The organism is Rheinheimera texasensis (genome assembly GCF_964031785.1).
Lineage (GTDB): Bacteria > Pseudomonadota > Gammaproteobacteria > Enterobacterales > Alteromonadaceae > Pararheinheimera > Pararheinheimera texasensis_A.
Genome location: NZ_CAXIRE010000022.1, coordinates 247,375 through 266,127 on the forward strand (window position 1 = coordinate 247,375; position 18,753 = coordinate 266,127).

Here is an 18,753-nt window from a genome sequence, read left to right on the forward strand (position 1 = left end):
TCAGTTTTGCGGCGGGTTTAATTTTGCGGTGGGCCGAGCACCAGCGTAATTTCCAGATGGCCTTGTTCAATCGGCAAACTCAGGTCGGTCTCCAGCTGGGTTTTGAGTTCTTCATAAGGCCGGTGCAGCGCCACCAGACCATAACCGCGGTTGCGGCCGTGCACTTTGCCCATGTACAAGGCCATGTCGGCCAGTTTCAGCGCTTTTTCCCAGTTCAGCTGGCTTTCGTCAACACCGGCAAATGGCAAGGTCAAAAAGCCGGCTGATGCCGTGACCGGAATGCTGCTGTTTTGATAGGGGACCGGTGTGCTGCCAATGACCTGTAAGGCCCGGTTGGTGAAATTGGTCAGGGCAGTCTGATTCAGATTGCGCAGTACTATTAAAAACTCTTCGCCGCCCCAGCGCAGCACCATATCGCCCTGGCGGGTTAACTGTTTCAGCCGCTGGCCGATTTCGATTAACACGGCGTCACCGGCAGCGTGGCCATGATGGTCATTGATATGTTTGAAATAATCGATATCAAGCAGGATAAAACCGTCGGTATTGGCGGTGGGCAATTGCCGACGCTCACCCTGTTCGGTGCGCTTTTGCATAAATTCGTGTAATGAACGCCGGTTCAGCAAGCCGGTCAGCGGGTCGTGCAACGAGTTATAAGCAAGCTGGTCGTTGGCCTGACGCAATTGCTGATTGGCATTGCGCACTTTGCGATACAGCAAATACAACAAAGCGGTGGCTAACAACACCACGAGGCCAAACAATAACATCACCCGTTGTTGCAGTTGCTTTTGTGCCAGTTCAGCGGTACTGAGTTTGTTTTGCTGTTCCAGACTTTCAATTTGTTTGGCTTTTTCTTTGGCGGAAAAGGCTTCCTGTAGCGCGCTGATTTCCTGGTCGCGGTCAGTCTTAAAGATATTCTGGCTCAGTACATTGTATTCGCGTAGCAGGCGGGCTTCGTCGGCATGGGCTTTGGCGATGCCATAAGCATCGGCCAGCTCACCGACATAACTCAACAGGTCGGTGTCAGGCAGTTGCAGCTCCCGGGCTTTTGCAACCATAGCCGCCATCTGTGCCAGACCTTCCTGTTGTTTGCCCTGTAAGACCTGGATATAACCCAGATTAAAATCTGCGGTCAGCACCATAGCTGTGTAATGCAGTTGTTCGGCCAATTGCTTTGCTTCGGTAAAGAGCGGTACCGCTTGCGCATACTGGCCTTGTTTAAGCCGTAAGTCGCCGATGTTATTCAGTAGCGTCGCAGCGGACAGCGTGTTATTGAGCTGACGCGCCCATTGCAAGCCCTGTTGGTTAGCTTGCTCTGCGGCTTTAAATTGCTGCTGCGATGCATGGTTTACGCCGAGCTGCAGGTATAAATCCGGCAACATAAAATTCAGCGCCGGTTCGCTTTGGGCCTGTTTAATCGCCGTCTGCAGCAGCTCATCCGCTTTTTGATATTGCGCCAATACTGTATTCAGACCGGCAATAGCGCCCTGCAGATAGATTTTACGTACCGCTGTGCGCGGGTGAGTGGAATTTTCAATGGCATGAAAAGCCTGATAATACGCCTGCAGCGCGTCGTCATAACGGTCTTCCGCCTGCAAAAAGCTACCCAGCGTATTGGCAGCGTAATAACGTACCCGCTCCAGATTGGCGCCACTCAGTGCTTCCTGCAACTGTGGAACCAGTGCGCGGGCTTTGCCTGGCTGGTTTTGCGCCCGGTATAACGCCAGCTGGTCGGTCAGTGCTTCAGTGCGGATATCTTCACTTTGGCTTTGTTCCGCCAGTTCGAGATTTAAATCGATATAGTGCTGCGCTTTGGCAAAATCCTGTTGTTCGCGGTAGTCACTGCCGAGATAGGACAACAGTCGAGCTCTGGTAATGGCCGCGGTGGACGGTGTCAGCTTCGCTTCCAAAGCCCGGATAAAAGCGGAGGCCTGTGCAGGTTGTTCGTTGGTCAGTTGCAGATAATTGTCGAGTTCAACGTCCAGCGGATCGGCAACGGCGACAGAGTGCAGCAGGCTGCATAAAAGAAGACAAGCACCAAACAGCGTTAACAATGGCTTCAAACGAGCTCCTCAGCGATTTCTTTTAATAGTAGTAGTGCTCTGGTAACCGGCACTTCGCATCTGCGGCTTTGTTGTTATCTTAGCCAGAAATAGCATCAAAGCGGTAGTGCCAAGCCCTTGTTTGCGAAAAATTTAGTTACAAATTTTGCCAGGCCGGAAATCTTCGCCCTGCGGTAAATCCTTCTGGTAAGATAAAGGCCTTTGCGGCTCAAGAGGTTTTTTGATGCAGGCCGTCCAGCATCTGTTTCGCCAGCTCCTGACTTTATCAGTGTTACTCTGCACTTTGGTGTTGTGTGTCGCCTGGTTATTGCTCGACCGTGCGCCTTTGTTAAACGAAACCGGCCAGCTAAATGCGGCAGCGGTGCGTAACAGCCAGCAATTGCTGAATAATCTGAACCAATCAATGCGAGACCCTGGTCAGCAGCTGGTGATCCAGACTAATGCTGACGAGCTCAATGCTGCTTTTACCATCGCGAGCCGCAGTTTGCCTGGCTTCCAGGGCAAAACGCAGATCAACGACAGCGGTTTAACCATTCTGATGACGATGCCTTTGCAGCTGTTTTCTTGGCATTGGTATGTCAACGCCCATTTACAGATTGAACCTTCGGTTGGTCCGTTGCAGTTAAAAAAAGTGCAAATCGGCAGCCTGACTTTACCGGGCGGCATGGCGCTTGGTTTATTGGGTTGGGTGGCTGATCAGGTGTGGGGACCGGGGCAAGGCGCAGAATTGCTGGCGAAAGTCCGCTCTGTCACTGTACAGCAGGATGCGGTGAAGGTGGAACTGAATAAATCCGCCGATTTCAGTTTCAGTGCATTAAAACATTCGGGGCTGAACCTGTATAAGCAATGGTTTCGCGATGAAGACCAGAAAGAGCTGATTGAGCATTATTATGCGCTGGCGCTGCAACACAGCCAGCAGTCGGCGGCGTCGCAAAGCCTCATTCATTATCTGCAGCTGTTGTTGCGTGAAGCAGATAAGCGTAGCGAGGCTAAACCTGAGCTGGCGGTGCGGGAAAATCAGGCCGTGATCCTTGCCTTGGCGCAGTTGCTGGGTGGGCGCAACCTGCAGCTGCTGGTCAACGAAGTCAAAGCCAATCCACAGGGCAAAACCCCAAGGGTGACACTGGCACGCCGGCCAGATTTACAACAGCATTTTATTTATTCAGCGACTTTGCAGGTGCTTGGCAGTCAGCGTTTATCGTCGGCGGTCGGCGAAGCAAAGGAATTACTCGATTCGTTAAAAGGTGGCAGCGGTTTTAGTTTTGTTGATTTGCTGGCGGACCGTGCCGGCATCCGCTTTGCCCGTCTGGCCGTTGCGACACCGGAATCGGCGCGGGCGTTGCAGCAGTTTTTTGCGACGACTGAGCGCACCGAACAAGAATTGTTTCCAAGTAAAAGCCGGCTGCCGGAAGGCTTGCCGCAAGAAATGTTTGAGCAGCAATATCAGTCGATCGATTCCGCGGTTTATCAACAGATGGTGGCAGAAATCGACCGACGTTTAAACGCCTTACCGCTGTATCAGCTGGGGCGCTGACGTTTGCGTCAGCGCATTAAGCCGTTCAGCTGGTCCAGTGCGTCCGACCACTCCGCATCCTGTTGATAGGCATCTTTCAGAAAGCTGGCTTGTGCCGGTGTCCAGAACTCTGCCTGATACAGATACTGGCCGTCATTGAGGCGATAATGCCGGGCAAAGCGTTCAATGCTGGCATCATCGCTGGGTAAACCCAGCTGGTCGAACAGGGTATACAAATTATGTTTGCTGGTATCCATGTCGCACCTCTACTGTCTTTGATTGAAACCTGTACAGATAATTTCTGACAGTATAGAGGTCTATCGGTTCCTTCGCTGCGGACGGGTTAACCGGTCGGCAAGCTGGGGCGACGAAGCCGTGCCAGCCGAAACCCCAGCAGCACAAAACCACCAAAGGTAAACCCCAGCGCACTGCCGGCACTGATGATCAGGAGCGGATGATTAAAGTCGCTGCGGTCCTCGTAATCCATGATATGCAGCATCCAGAAGAAATCGTACAGGCGCCAGGTGTCAGTGCGCACCCGCAACAGTTGACCAGTGACCGGATGGAAATAAAAAGCCGTGTGTTCGGCATCTGCAAACTGTACCTGCCACAATGGCGCCTTCAAGCCACGCACTTCAGCAGGCGCCAGCGTTAACCATTCGGCGCTGCGCACTGTGCCTGTCCCTTGGTAGCGTTGTTGTGCCAGCATCCGCACTTCAGCGTCACTCAGAGGTGCCAGCGCCTGACCAGACAAGGCGCTGATCAACAGCTGTTGGTCATCTTGCTGCAATTGATAAACAGGCTCAGCGCCGCGTTGGCTCAGGCTTAGCTGCGCATGTCGGAATTCCGCCGGCGCCTGCTGCAAGGCGCTGGCCGGTGTGACCAGCGCGTCATTCCAGTTTGCTGCCGGTGCAGGGGATTGCAAATGTTCGCCCCGGACTTGTTCAATTGGAAACCAGCTCATCACCAGACCACTGGCAAACCACGCCAGCAATTGCAAAGACAGCAGCAATCCGAAGTAAAAGTGCAGTTGGCGCCAAAAGCGTTCGCGGCGCAGATATGGAAAGACCATTGCTAAGACTCAGATTTTTATCAGAAAACTACTTTAACAGCGGCCTGGAAATAAAAAAGCCCCTGCGACATTAAGTCGCAGGGGCTTTTTTTGCACAGCTCAGGTTACAGCTTGCCCGCTTTACCCGCAAAACCAAGTACAGAAGCATTGGCCCAGTTGGCACAAACGCCGGGCTTACCGTTGACTGTACGCAGGCTCAGTAAACGAATACCACGGATATCCAGCTCTGGTTTCACCACAGCCGGCGCTTGTACCAGGCCTGAGTCGTACAGCAGCTTATCGTCGCCATAAATCTGGAATTGCACACCGCCTTTATCGCGGCAGCTGTCGTCGATGCCGACATCGGCCCGCAGCAACCGCCATTGTCCGGTCAGCTGGTAATCGATGCGGCTTTGCGCCGCGACGCCAAGGCCTTTGCGGAATTTCAGCCCGTTCATCGACATCACACTGCCATCCTTAGCTTGGTTGCCGCCATTGCTTTGGTTCAGCTCGACCGGTCCACTTGCGTTATCGCTTCGCTGCGTTTTTTGTTCGGCTAAAAACAGCTGAACTGGTTCTGTTTCCGGCTCCGGTTGTTGCAGCACGCGGAATTCGGAAATCGCAATCGGGCTTACCACTTTTGGCAACAAAGCGTTGTAGGCTTTGGCGCTGCCTTGTGCCGCGGCTGTCACCATTGGGTCTGCTTCGGCCTGATCTTGTGTGCTTAAGATCCGGAAGCGGAACAAACTGCCGGGCTTTGCTTCAAACTCGACCTTTTGTTTTTGCTGCAGTTTTTGCAAACGCCCACGCGCCACTGGCTCACCCCATTCGCCATTATTCTCGCCCAGATAAACCTCATAATCGGCGACCTGGCCATATTGCCAATGCTGGTCATTGCGTGGTGCTATTTCAAAGCCGTTTACCATCCGCCGTTCGCCCAAAGCCAGCGTGAATTCATGCGCGCCGGTTTTCAGCGACTGGTCGCGTTTGGTGCGAAACCAGGTGCCGGGTTTGCCGTCAAAAGCGTTTTCCAGCACATGACCCGATTCCTCCGCCGGCCGGTTCAGCACCAGAATGCTGTCGGCAGCGATTTCATTACCAAGATCCGGTGCTTTGGTATAACCGGCTGTTGTAACGAGGCCTAAAGCGCCGTTGATTTGTACATTGAAACTCAGCGTCTGGCGGATATCAGTTTTGGCGGTTTTGACATGTACCACGCCGTATTTTTCGTTGCTGAAATACCAGCCGCTGCTGGCTTTGGCAAAAGCTGTTGCGTCAGACAGCGCCGGCAATGGCTTGCCATTGAGCTGTACCGCATCGGGTTTGACCCGGCTATGCAGTTGCAGCTGATAAACCCGCGCTTGTTCCTGGCCCTTATACTGGCCGGCCACCGGCGCGATATCGACCTGAATATCGCCGGCTTTGCTGCTGGCAAAACTAGGCGCTTTGACACTGAATTGCTGCGTACTGAAAGCCCCTTGCTGATACTGCCGGCTGTTGCCGTCATCTTCATATAGCGTGAATTCGCTGTCGCCAAACGGGTAGATATCCAGTGTCAGCACATCTTTGGGTTTTTCACCGTCATATAACATGGCGTCATACATCGGAATAATGGCACCGGCGCGGACAAACAGCGGGATGGTTTTTAAATCGACCTGATAGTCCAGTTGCTGACCCGCAACAGGCGCGTCAACAACACGGCCATCCCAATAATCAACCCATTGGCCTTGTGGTAAAAACACGTTTTTGCGCCAGCCCTGACTAGCGGTTTGCGAGCGATAGACCGGCGCCACCAGCAGATCGCGGCCGAGTAAAAACTGATATTTATGCGCTTCGGTCAGGGCCTTCGGCGTGTGCGGATAATCCCACATCAGACCGCGCACTATAGGCGCGCCGGTTTGTTCGGTCTCACGCGCCAGCGTGTACATATAAGGCGTCAGGCGCATTTTCAGTTTCAGATAATCGCGGTTGATGCTGCGGTAGGGCTCGTCATACCACCAGGGGTGTTTGCGCGCCGCTTTCGACCAGCCGGACATGCCCATCAGCACCGGCGTAAAGGCTTTCCATTGTAAATCACGGGTATAAGTCTCAGGGCTGCCGCCAAAAATGGCGTCGACATCGCCGGTGGCGTACGCCTGACCGGACAAGCCGGAGCCAATCAGCGTTGGAATATGCCAGCGGATATAATCCCAGCTGGCGGACTGGTCGCCGGTCCAGGTCACGGCGTAGCGCTGCATGCCGGCCCAGCCCATCACAGTCCATAAAAATGGCCGTGAGTCCGAGTTATGCAGAATGCCGTCGGCGGCGGCTTTATTGGCATCTAAGGCAAACTGATAACCCTGACCGGTCCAGGCCACATCGAGTTTTTGCGCGCGGCTGCCGGCAGTGCCGACTTCCCAGGCGATTTTATCCACGCCGTTTTCAGTCCAAAGGCCGGTTCTGAAGCCATATTTGGCGAGACCTTTGACTACTTTGGGTAAATCGGTGTAACCGCAACCGTAGCCGTCGTTAGGTAAAATCCAGCCGCCCGGCATGTCGTGTTCGCGGTATTTTTTCGCAACAGTTTCAATGACATCCGGTGTGGTGCCAGTTGGGCCGTCAGTCCAGCCATCTGGCACTGTGCCAGGTTTTTTCACGTTGTCGCCGTCGTTGTAACAATCGGCGTCGCCATATTCAAAGGCCCAGCGCGGAATAAGCTTAGCGCGACCTGTCAGCTCAGTGTAATCGGCTAAGACGTCCTGGATGGAGCCGCCGGCAAAGAAATAAGCATCAAAGCGGCCGTCCTGATGCGATAAATTCAGGTACTCAGCTGAGCGGAAGTCGTAGCTGCCATTAGCCCAGCTGTTTCTGAGCACGCCGTAGCCTTTGCTCGACAGGTAAAACGGGGCCGGGCTTGGTCTGTCACCTTCTTCCCAGCCACCGGAATAGGAAATCTCCATACTTTTGCCTTTAAATTCAAAGGCACCATTTTGCTGACCACCGCCGTAAAAGCGCTCGTCCGGCGCGGTACTTAAAGTCTGCACGCTTTGCGCACTGCCTTTGCTGTCATTAAGTTCAAGCGGCTGCAGCTCTTGCACTATCAGCGTCTGGTTGTCGGCTTTATAGAGGGCAAAAGTCAGAGGCTTTTTATAGATACGCAGCGCCATGGCTTCGGTGCTGACCAGCTGATAATCACCCAGATCTTTGAGCTGATAAGGCACAGGCGCATAGTCGGTTTTAAGCACAATAGGCGCGGCTTTGCTGCCTTCGTCGGTCAGCGTGCCATTGAGGCCGGCGCGGATGCGCAGTAAATCAGGTTTTAACAGCTGAATTGTCACAGCGACATTGGCGTCGGTGGAAAGTTGTACCGAGCTTGCTTGTGGTTGCAGTGCGGTCAGATTGCCAACTGGTGCCGCGTTGGCTATGGGCGCCGTCAGTAGCAGCATAGTAAGCGCACCAGCAAGTGGGCGTCTTTTAAATTGGTTATCCTGCAGCAACTTAGCAGCCAATGTTAGCATTTTTCAGCATTCCTCAGATAATGTAATTCTATTGTATTTTTGAATAGATTAAATATAGCGTTTAACGTAAGTTTGATAAATGCCTAACTGTTGAATCGGCAATAATTATTGAATTGTATAAATTCAATCATGTTTCTTGATTTTATTTTTGATATTAGTTCTCTGGTGTGTGAGATTTCATTTTCATCAATCATGCTTAGAGCGGTTTCTGGGTTTTTCATTCTGCTTGTAAGCATTTTTAAGTATTCGTGTGGGTTTTCAAAAAGAGATTTTGCAATAAATATTTTGTTTGCGTTTATTTTGTTTTCGTCAATGCTGTAAGGGAATTTTTCTCTGTAAAGATGTCCTATTTCTATTTCGTTAATTAAGAAACACGTTCCTCCTTCAATGAATGTCTTTGCGCTCAGCAGTAATTCGTCTCCTCCCCAGTGCTGCAGGCCTTTTAATCCGCCTATTCTATTGTAGTATTCTTTTGACATGGCATAGTTTGCTCCAAGAATACATGGTATTTCATGTCTTTTTTTGTTATCTTCAAAGAAAACCGGAGTTAAAGGCTGGTAGATTGGTGAAGACTCAAATACGATATAAGCCCCGCGGAGTTTATTTTTATTTTCAATATAGTTAAAATTGCAATCTATTTTAACTGATGTGGTGCAGTAAATTCCTCTAGGGTTTTCTTTTATTCTTTTCTCGATTTTAGTGAGCCAGTTATCAGTGGGAAACTTCATATGGGCATCAGTTATGAAAACGAACTCGGTTTTGGCTGTTTCTATACCGAGTTCCCGGCTGGCTGCGACGCCAAATCTAATATCGTTGTTAATTAATGTAGCATTGTATTTATTGCATGAAACCTGATAATCCCAGCTATCGGTTGAAAAATCATTTACAACGATTATATCTGCGCCACTTCTTACCGAGCTTCGGAGGCTTTTCAATGTTTTTTCAAGATTTGGCCCTTCATTATATACGGTTATGATAAATGTAGTGCTATTCACTATTTTCTGCATATGTGCCAGTTCTTATTTTTGACGACATAAGATTCACAATCTATGCCCACTAATGACTAAATACTAAGTGCTTTAGGGTGGCTATGCATAGCCACCCTTTATATTTCTAACCGGCCGGTATACATGATCTCTGTACACTTGAAGGCGCCCTGAAAGCTACGCTACTGAACCTGCTTTTTTGGAATACTTGGGAGTTACCATTTCTGTCAACTATTGTTGCATAGTCTGAACTGAATGAACCACCAAGCCCACGGCTCTCAAAAGCAAATGTTATCTCTACAGTGGATGCCGCACTACTGAATCCGCTGATGTTAAGACTTATAACCGGGCCACACAATGTAGGGTTAAACAGTTGTTCGGATTTGTCTATTTGTTCTTGTGCGCCCTGGCGGCCCAATGTATCAATTAAAGACTTATAATCGTAATAGCTGATTATTATCTGTCTTAGGTCACTTACTGATATTTTCAAATGCTCAGCGATAATTCTTTCTTTTTCGTTTAATTTTTGAATTAGCTTTTCTTTGTATATGTGTGTGCTGATATTCTCTGGATGATAATTTTTCATGAACTCTTCATATTCATTCTCTTGGTTTAGTGGTGTAATGTTGAGTTCTGAGTATAAATTTATATCATTTGAAAGGTATCGTTCTAGTTGTTGATACTGCTCTTCATTCAGTCCTAAATGTGATGCAATCCCCAAGTCGATAATGTGCTTTGTTAATTGGATATTTTTTTCGGTTTTCTTTTCAAGGTGTATATCTTGGGCTGCGAAAATTGGACTGGATGCAAAAATCGCTAATGAGGCAAATAGGTATTTCATGTTTTACTCCTTCGTTGATTTCAAAAATTAAAATAATCAAAAAATTAACATTAGTCAAACACAAAAATAACAATAGTAAAATAAAATGCCACACTGCTGAATTAAATTAATTCTGAATAGCGAAAGGAGTATTATTTTGGTTGGTTCCTATACGCGGCAAGCAATTTACCATTGCCATTCAATAGCTGGACAGCAAGTATGTGAAGATGTACTCACATGCTTGCTGTCAGTGATTGCCGATTAGAAATTGCCGCGCGCGCCGACAGCAACCTGAGTACCAAAACGTTCCAGCCAGTTGACCTGATCCGGTTGTTTGACATAACCCCAATATCTTTCGTTACTGAGATTCGACGCTTCGGCAAACAGGGTCAGGTGTTTGTTCAAATCATAACTGACACTGGCATCCAGTTGACCGTAAGCCGCTATCCAGCTTGGGCCACCCCAGTCTTCCGCCAGTCGCAGTGATTTACCACGCCAGTTGTAAGCAAGCCGGGCCTGCAGAGCGTCTTTTTCATAATAAATCACTGCGTTATAAGCATTTTTTGACATGTCCTGGAATGGCAAATGCCGGCGTTTCGGATCGTCATATTCACTGTCGACCCAAGTGTAATTGAGCTGGAACCCCAGACCATCAAAGGGGGCACTGAGCAGCTGCTCCAGTGATTGGCTCCAGGCAATCTCTGCGCCTTTGACTTTCGCGCCATACGGCGAGTTTTTTGGTTTGTTGATGTAATAAGCACTGCCATAGTCATTACCGGCAACACCGCTGGTTTCTATAAAGGACTGAATATCTTTAATAAACAGGCCACCCGCCAGCTGGCTGCTGTCAGCGATATACCACTCCAGCGTTAAATCAGCCTGATTGGCCAGTTCAGGTGGCACATCCGGCTGGCCGGTGGTGAGCTGCGGCAGGCCATTTTTGCGGTTGGTGAAGTCCAGCGCGACCCAAGGTTTTAAATAGTCCAGGTTAGGCCGGCTCATGACTTTCGCTGCGGACAAACGCAGCAACAAATCGTCGCGCAAATTCAGTTTAAAGTTCAGGCTTGGCAGGATCTTGCTGTAATCCCCATCATGACTGACCGGCGTGGTTTGCCGCCAGGCGTTGCCAATTGGCTGGCCTTTATCGTCGAGCCGGATGGACGCCAGGTCCTGGACAAAACCGTCCGAGCTGACTGCAGTCTGACTGCCGCGCAGACCAAGGTTCAGCATATAAGGCAGGCCGGCCAGTTCCTGTTCGATTTTCAGCTGAATATAGGCGGTGCTGACGGCTTCTGTGATAGTAAAGGCACCGGCCTGATTCAGGCTTGGGACTATGTTCAGATTAGCAGCGTCTGCGTTAATGCTGCGGTAATAAGCCAGCAGGGCATCGTAATCAAAACTTGGCCACGGCGCTGGATGGATACCCGGTTCGCCATCGAGGAATTTACTGAAATTAGCCGGACGGAAGGCGCTTTGTGGGATCTTAAACAGTTCAAAATCACCTTGTTTAAATACCGTGCTGCTATCAAAGGCAAATTTGTTTTGCGTCAGGTAATAACCGCCGCGACTGAACATACTCGGATTTTTTGAGGCGTACTGCTGCTGACTTTTTTCCTGCCGGACATAGTTCAGACCAAATTCGAGTTTGCTGAACCAGCTGTCGGCTGGCGCAAACTCGGCAAACACTTTGGCATCGTCAATGCTGTCTTTCACGCCGGTGCCGGTATTGCGGCTGTAGTGTGCGCCGAAATTCTGATTGGCGTTTAATTCAGGTGCCAGTACCACGTCGGGGATTTTATTGCCGGTGTTGTAATTAATGGCAATAGAATCAACAAAGCCGCGCGCAACGATAAATTTATTATCGCCGTCGTTTTTATCCTGAGCTTCGGAATGCGATACATCAGCAACCAGTTGCCATTGTTCGCTCAGCTGCCATTTACTGTTGGCGCCCATCATCCAGGTATCCGTTTGTCGTGGTTCAGACAGATTCAGCAGCTCCACCATAGGTTTATTGCTTTGTTTGACGGATACAACCCGGCCATCTTCGCCAAACACGGCATCGGTAAATACCGGTGTGCCCGGCGTCCAGGATTCATCATAGTTCACCAGACCAATCTGATACTTGGCACCGTCAGTGGTGTAGCGGCTGTACAAGCCGTCGACTAATAATTCAAATCGGTCATTCGGCTGGTATTGCACTGCCAAAGTGGCACCGGTACGTTCGCGGACATCCTGTTCGTTGGAAAAATAGATATAACCCGGAATTTTCGACGGGAACAATTCATTCGGGCCAATATTGCCGTCTTTATTCTGATCAACACCAATGGTGGCTTCATCAGTGACATTTTCTGCCGGATCATAAAAGCCGGCAGCTTCATAAGTATCATTGCGTAAGGTTTTGCGCGAATAGGCGGCAGATAGCAACACCCCAAGGCTGCCGTCCTGATAAATATCGCCGACCAGCATCGAAGCGTGCGGATGCACGTCACTGGTGCGTGATTCATAAATACCTTTGGCGGAACCTGTCAGGGTAAAACCGCCTAAATCCAGTGGTTTTCTGGTCTGAACATCAATGACAGCACCAATACCACCTTCAATCAGCCGTGCTTCTGGTGACTTATAAACTGCCAGAGTATTCACCAGCTCTGACGCGATAGTATCGTAGTTAAAGTCGCGGCCACTGCTTTCAGACGCCAGCTTGCGGCCATTGATCGTGGTCACGTTATAGCCTTCGCCCATGCCGCGGACTATAACGTTCTGGCCTTCGCCACCGTTACGGGTGATAGTGATACCGGGCACGCGCTGCAGCGCCTCTGCCAGGTTTTCGTCGGGAAACTTACCGATATCTTCGGCGACGACCACATCGATCACCGACACCGCATTTTGTTTAATAAACAAGGCTTCTTTAATACTGCTGCGAATGCCGGTGACCTGAATTTTTTCGACTTGTTCAGTTTTGGCTTTTTTCTGCTTTTGTTTGTCGCTGTCGGCGTCTGCTGCGAAAGCTTGCTGCGGTGCCAGTATGGCCAGCATCACCAGCATCACCAGCTGCGCCAGCTTGTGATATCGAAATGTACCCTGTGACATAGTCCCTCCACGCTGTGGTTATTTTTTGTTTTGAATATTTCGAAAGCTGATATCGTCAGAACGTCAGTTGGCGTAAACTGCAACGAAAGCCCAGTTTGTCGGCTGGAGTAAACGAATGACAAATATCAAAACCTTTCGAGAATCTTTATAATCCTTGATTGAAAGTTATCGCAAGTTATATTTGGCTTTCGTTTAGAAGATTTTGCGCTAAAATCAGATTCGAATAGATCTGAAAGTTAGACCAGATCTTGTCTTTTTAAGTTTTTAAATGCCATAAACCATTGATTTAAATGCTTTGTTTAGTTTTTAATTAAAAATTAAACGCTGATAGTTCTGAAGAAGTCAGCAGAAATTCAGCAAAAGAAATAAATCGAAAGATATTGAAAGTTTTGTTTTAGCTGGTAAGGTACAACGCAACAGCCCGGCAGCGGGCAGGGAGACGAGGTGGAAGCCTTAAATACCATTGAACGGCAGCAGGAAATAGTCCGGCTGACCAACGCCCAGGGCAAAGTGTCGGTGGCGGAATTGTCGCAGCGCTTTGGCGTGTCTGAAGTGACGATCCGCAGTGATTTGGCGGTGCTGGACAGCAAACGGCTGCTGGTGCGCTCCCGCGGTGGCGCTATGGTCAACGATGACCTGAGCCGCGAGCTGTCGTTAAAAGAAAAGCGGCAGAAACACTCGGAACTAAAACAGCGGCTCGGCCGCGCTGTAGCCGAGCTGATCAAAGATGACGAACGCATCATCCTTGATTCCGGCACCACCACTGAAGAAGTGGCAGCGAATTTACGTGAGCATAAAAACCTGATTGTGATGACCAATGGTCTGAATATCGCGCTGGAATTGTCGCAGGTCGACAAAGTCGAAGTGATGATGACCGGCGGCACGCTCAGAAAAAAATCGATGTCGTTTTATGGTGCTCAGGCCGAGCAGGCGCTGAAAAACTATCAGTTCGACAAAGTGGTATTAGGGGTGGATGGTTTTGATTTAAAAACCGGCCTGTCGACCCATTTTGAAGCCGAGGCCACGCTGAACCGGCTGATGTGTGAAGTGGCGCGCGAAGTGATAGTCGTCACCGATTCATCCAAGTTTGACCGTCGTGGTTTTCATCTGATTTGTAGTGTGATGCAAGTGCATACGCTGGTGACCGACAGTGGTATTCCGCCGCTGTATGTCGAAGAGCTGACCCGGATGGGGGTGCAAGTGCATGTGATCAGTCCATAAGGAGAGGTATGAACGCTTTGCTTGAACTGCTTTGCGCCAATAAACAAGGCCAAAGCAAGGGGATTTACGCGGTCTGTTCGGCGCACCCTATGGTGCTGCAGGCAGCCATCCAACAGGCTAAAGCGGATCAATCGCTGCTTTTGATTGAAGCCACTGCCAATCAGGTCAATCAGGACGGTGGCTACACCGGTATGCAACCGGCTGATTTTATTGCCTTTGTCCACAACATGGCGGCCGAGCAGGGCCTTGCCGCCAACCAGCTGTGTTTTGGCGGCGACCATTTAGGCCCGGTGTGCTGGACCGCATTGCCGGCCCTTGCTGCGATGGCCAAAGCTGAAACCTTAATTGCGGCTTTTGTCCGCGCCGGTTTTTGCAAAATTCACCTCGATACCAGTATGCCCTGTGCTGATGACCCCAAGCCGCTGCCGGACGCGTTGATTGCTGCGCGTGCGGCGCGGTTGTGCCAGGTTGCTGAACAAACGCTGGCAGAACAAACCTTAGCTGAGCAAACGACAGCAAGCCGGTCAGCTCCGGCGCAGCTTTGTTATGTGATTGGCACTGAAGTGCCGGCGCCCGGCGGCGTCAGCAGCCTGGAACAACATCTTCAGCCAACGGCTGTGGGCAATGTGCAAAACACTATTCATTTACATCAACAGGCTTTTGCGGCTTTGGGTTTAGGCGCGGACGTCTGGCAAAAAGTCATTGCCGTGGTGGTGCAGCCCGGTGTTGAGTTTGATAACACCAAAGTACATTTGTTTGATGCGTTAGCAAGTACAGAACTGGCTGATTTTATTGCTGAAGATCCGCAGCTGGTGTTTGAAGCCCATTCCACCGATTTTCAGCCACAGAGCCGGTATCAGCAGCTGGTACAGCAGCATTTTGCCATTCTCAAAGTGGGCCCTCAGCTGACTTTTGCCCTGCGCGAAGCGCTGTTTGCGCTTTGTTATATTGAACAGCAACTGGTGCCGGTCGAGCAGCAGTCGCATCTGATTGCCGTCTGTGAGCGGGTGATGCAGTTACAGCCGGGTTATTGGCAAAAATTTTACCCCGGTAATGTGCTGGAACAACAGCTACTGCGCCAATACAGCTACAGCGACCGCATTCGTTATTACTGGCAGCAGCCGGCCTTACAGCAGGCGGTGAGCCGGCTACTCGACAACCTGAGCCAAAGCCAAATTCCGTTGCCGCTCCTCAGCCAGTTTATGCCGCAGCAATACCAGGCTGTGCTGAATGGCCAGCTGACGCCGGCACCGCAAGCGCTGATACAGCACCATATCCGCCTAGTGCTGCAGATGTACGCCAGCGCCTGTGGTCTGGCACATCCACTGTCTTTGCCTGCGCAAGCAGCCTGAAATCTGGTCCGGGAGTTATATTGTGGTACCTTTTTCTTTTACAGATACACCAACACTGGGCCTGAGTGCTGCGGCCTTACGTGAAGCGGCCGCCGAGTGGACGGCACGCGAAATTGGCCAGCAGCCGCAGGTATGGCAGCAAATTATCAGTCAAATCAATGCCGACAACGAACTGCGCCAATGGTTTGCTACTCAGCTGGCCGAATCTGGTCTGCGCATTATTCTGACCGGTGCCGGCACTTCGGCTTATATTGGCCAGGCCTTGTTACCGGCGCTTTCGGTCAGGCTACCGCATGCAACCCAGCGGCTGGAGGCTATCAGCACCACGGATTTAGTCAGCAATCCGGCGCAATACCTGCTGGGGCAATATCCGACTTTACTGATAAGTTATGGCCGCTCCGGCAACAGCCCGGAAAGTCTGAAAACCGTGCAGCTGGCGGACCAGCTGCTGCCGGACTGCCGGCATCTGATCATCACCTGTAACGCCGTCGGGCAACTGGCGCAATACGGCCAGGCGCATCACCAGAGTAAAGTGCTGCAATTGCCGGATGCTTGTCATGACCGCAGTTTTGCTATGACCAGTAGTTTTACCGGCATGTATCTGGCGACTTTATGGCTGTTTCAGCCAGAGCAGGCGCAGCTCGACAGCACTATCGACGTCACAGCACAGTTACTTTCGCAAAGTGCGGCAATCCGTGCCGAGGCCGAATTGCCAGCCGAGCGTGTGGTGTTTGTCGGCAGTGGTGGCCTGGCCGGCATCGCCCGCGAAGCAGCACTGAAATACCTGGAACTGACAGCTGGCCAAATCAGCAGTTTTTATGAAAGCAGCCTTGGCTTCCGCCATGGGCCGAAGTCGGTGGTGAATGCGCAGACCCAAGTGTTTATTTTGCGTTCGAACGACCCCTATACCGCAAAGTACGATGTTGATTTATATGAAGAAGTGCAGCGTGACCGCCGGGCGGCCTATTGCCGGCTGGTACAGCTGGATAACTGTCGCGGTGCGGCTTTATTGACAGACGCCTGGCTGGCCTTGCCACTGATTGTGTATTGCCAGACGCTGGCATTTTTTAAAGCGTTGCAGCTGGAGATCTCGCCGGATAATCCGTGTCCGACCGGCGAAGTCAACCGGGTGGTGCAGGGCGTGACTTTATATCCGTTTATCCCGACACTTACGGAGCGAGCCTGATGATTTATGGTCTGGATATTGGCGGCACCAAAATTGAAATGGCGGTATTCCGGCCGGATTTCAGTCTGGTGGAGCGCTGGCGTGTACCGACGCCGACCGATGATTATGCGGTGTTTTTGCAAACTGTCAGTGCGCAGGTGGCGCTGGCGGACCAGAAATTTGGCCACAAAGCCGCGGTGGGTATTGCTTTGCCTGGCGTGGTGGCGCCACAGGGACTGGTGACTTCATCCAATGTCGCTTGTCTGAATCAACAGCTGGTGGGCACTGATTTAACAGCACGTTTGCAGCGGCCGGTCGCCATTGGCAATGACTGCCGGCTTTTTGTGTTGTCGGAAGCTTTGCTTGGTGCTGGCCGCGGGCATCGTCGGGTATTTGGCGTGATTTTGGGCACCGGTGCCGGCGGTGGCCTTTGTGTTGATGGTGAACTCTATCAGGGCCGGCATCAGCTGGCTGGCGAGCTCGGCCATCAGTCGATTGCGGCCCGGGTGCTGGCCAAATATCAGCTGCCGCTGTATCGCTGTGGTTGTGGCCTGGACGGTTGTGCGGAAACCTATATTTCCGGCACTGGTCTGGCGCGGCTTTACCGGCATTTTAGTCAACGCGAAGTGACCACTTACGACTGGTTGCAGGCGCTGCGCGCCGGTGATGCACTGGCGCAGCAGTGTTTTGCCTGTTATCTCGATGCGCTGGGCGCGGCCTTAGCAGCACAGGTACTGGCTTATGATCCGGACGTGTTGGTATTGGGCGGTGGTTTGTCTGACATAGATGAAATCTTCACAGCATTACCGGCCGCGATCAGCCGCCATCTGTTTGCCGGGGTGGAAGTGCCGCCGCTGCGCCGCGCTGAGTTTGGCGCGGCCAGTGGTGAACGTGGTGCGGCGATTTTGGGTGCCCGCTTAGCGGCTGGCTGAATCAAGCGGCTTTGTCTGAGCGGCCACCAGTTCGTCAATCAGCTGCGCCAGCTCAGCGCTGTGGCTGAACATCAGCAGATGATTCTGTGCCGGCAAAGCGACAAACCGGCCGCCACTGTTTTTCGCCAAAGTGGCAGCAAATTCCAGCCCGTCTTGTCGCCAGCGCGCCAGACGGGCTTTGTCTTCTTTGGCCTCTGCAATCAAAGGCGCTTCAAAATCACTGTCGACCACCGACACCGGCACAGCACTCTGCTGCCAGAGTGTTTGGGTATAAGCCGCTAAATCAGCCTGATACTCAGCAATTTCTATCGCTCTGGCCTGTTGACGGTTCACTGGCAGGCGGCTGGCCTGCAGTTGTTGCAGATAGTCCCAGTCGGTCAGTGTTTGCTGTGCCGACGGCACTAGCTGGCGGATCTGCTGCAGTTCTGCACTGATTTTTTGGGCAGTTCTGTCGTTCCAGACGCCTTTGGCCAGTTCTGGCAGTAGTTCTTGCAGATGCGCCCGGTACCAGTCGGCCGGCGCGCCATTATAAAGTTCGAGTGCGGCCGGAGTGGGGACGTCCGGGTCCAGCAGTAACAGGCCGTGCAGCCGCGGGGCTATGGCCGGATCATCAGCCAGCAGACGGGCTGTGATGCTGCCACTGGCGAAGCTGACCAGCAGAAACTTTTTGGCCTGTAACTGCGGCAGCACCTGTGCTAAATCGCTGGCGAATTTACGGTATGACGGCGTGGTGGTGTCTGAGCTGAAACCACTGCTTTGCCGGTCCACCGCATAAGTGCGGTGCTGCTGCGCCAATACCGGCTGCAGCAAAGCAAAAAAACCACTGTCAGCAAAAAAATGTTCGTTCGGCCCGGCAATCAGCAGTACTGCAACATCCACCGGCTGTGTTTTCAGCCTGGCGGGCTCTAGTTGTCGGATATGTAAAGCGCCGTCTGGTAACGGGTATAACCCGGATCCATTTGGTAGCGAACTGGCCTGCAGCGCACAACTGCAGAGCAATAAACAACACAGCATTAATTTCATCACGGTGTCCCCGGCAATGTTTCTGTGCAGCATGCCGGTTGTAAAC

The 18,753-nt window shown here is 51.4% G+C and carries 13 protein-coding genes; 5 read left to right on the plus strand and 8 right to left on the minus strand.

What is annotated here, in order from left to right; genetic code table 11:
* Positions 1–17 precede the first annotated feature (17 nt).
* Complete coding sequence (locus ABNT34_RS17920; RefSeq protein ID WP_348734083.1) at positions 18–2,060, minus strand: diguanylate cyclase; 2,043 nt, start codon at positions 2,058–2,060, stop codon at positions 18–20.
* A 223-nt stretch (positions 2,061–2,283) separates the two neighbouring features.
* Between ABNT34_RS17920 and ABNT34_RS17925 the strand changes: the two genes are divergently transcribed.
* The gene (locus ABNT34_RS17925) at positions 2,284–3,594 is read left to right on the plus strand and encodes a hypothetical protein (protein WP_348734085.1); all 1,311 of its coding nucleotides are present in this window, start codon (positions 2,284–2,286) and stop codon (positions 3,592–3,594) included.
* Positions 3,595–3,602: 8 nt separating this feature from the next.
* Here ABNT34_RS17925 and ABNT34_RS17930 read toward each other — a convergent pair whose 3' ends face one another.
* The 6 genes from ABNT34_RS17930 to ABNT34_RS17955 form a co-directional block, all read right to left on the minus strand.
* A complete protein-coding gene (locus ABNT34_RS17930; protein ID WP_348734087.1) occupies positions 3,603–3,830 on the minus strand; it encodes a DUF2789 family protein in 228 nt (75 codons plus the stop codon).
* Between the two features lie 86 nt (positions 3,831–3,916).
* Positions 3,917–4,645, minus strand: coding sequence for a PepSY domain-containing protein (locus tag ABNT34_RS17935; protein ID WP_348734089.1), 729 nt, complete (start codon positions 4,643–4,645; stop codon positions 3,917–3,919).
* 104 nt (positions 4,646–4,749) lie between these two features.
* A complete protein-coding gene (locus ABNT34_RS17940) occupies positions 4,750–8,049 on the minus strand; it encodes an NPCBM/NEW2 domain-containing protein (protein ID WP_348734091.1) in 3,300 nt (1,099 codons plus the stop codon).
* A gap of 155 nt (positions 8,050–8,204) precedes the next feature.
* Positions 8,205–9,116, minus strand: coding sequence for a glycosyltransferase (locus ABNT34_RS17945; protein ID WP_348734093.1), 912 nt, complete (start codon positions 9,114–9,116; stop codon positions 8,205–8,207).
* 118 nt (positions 9,117–9,234) lie between these two features.
* Entirely contained in the window at positions 9,235–9,948 is a 714-nt protein-coding gene (locus ABNT34_RS17950) for a hypothetical protein (RefSeq protein WP_348734095.1), read from the minus strand.
* A gap of 240 nt (positions 9,949–10,188) precedes the next feature.
* A complete protein-coding gene (locus tag ABNT34_RS17955; RefSeq protein ID WP_348734097.1) occupies positions 10,189–13,014 on the minus strand; it encodes a TonB-dependent receptor in 2,826 nt (941 codons plus the stop codon).
* A gap of 444 nt (positions 13,015–13,458) precedes the next feature.
* Between ABNT34_RS17955 and agaR the strand changes: the two genes are divergently transcribed.
* From agaR to ABNT34_RS17975, 4 genes are read left to right on the plus strand one after another with little or no spacing between them, the layout of a single operon-like run.
* Entirely contained in the window at positions 13,459–14,235 is a 777-nt protein-coding gene (gene agaR / locus ABNT34_RS17960; RefSeq protein WP_348734099.1) for a transcriptional repressor AgaR, read from the plus strand.
* A gap of 8 nt (positions 14,236–14,243) precedes the next feature.
* Complete coding sequence (locus ABNT34_RS17965; RefSeq protein ID WP_348734101.1) at positions 14,244–15,587, plus strand: D-tagatose-bisphosphate aldolase, class II, non-catalytic subunit; 1,344 nt, start codon at positions 14,244–14,246, stop codon at positions 15,585–15,587.
* 22 nt (positions 15,588–15,609) lie between these two features.
* Positions 15,610–16,773, plus strand: coding sequence for a tagatose-6-phosphate ketose isomerase (locus ABNT34_RS17970; RefSeq protein WP_348734103.1), 1,164 nt, complete (start codon positions 15,610–15,612; stop codon positions 16,771–16,773).
* Positions 16,773–17,684 (plus strand): ROK family protein, encoded by a 912-nt coding sequence (locus ABNT34_RS17975; RefSeq protein ID WP_348734105.1) that lies wholly within the window; start codon positions 16,773–16,775, stop codon positions 17,682–17,684. Before ABNT34_RS17970 ends, ABNT34_RS17975 begins: the two co-directional genes overlap by 1 nt.
* Here the strand turns inward: ABNT34_RS17975 and ABNT34_RS17980 are convergent.
* Positions 17,670–18,707, minus strand: coding sequence for an alpha/beta fold hydrolase (locus tag ABNT34_RS17980; protein ID WP_348734107.1), 1,038 nt, complete (start codon positions 18,705–18,707; stop codon positions 17,670–17,672). The two genes, ABNT34_RS17975 and ABNT34_RS17980, sit on opposite strands and share 15 nt — an antisense overlap.
* Between the last annotated feature and the right edge of the window lie 46 nt (positions 18,708–18,753).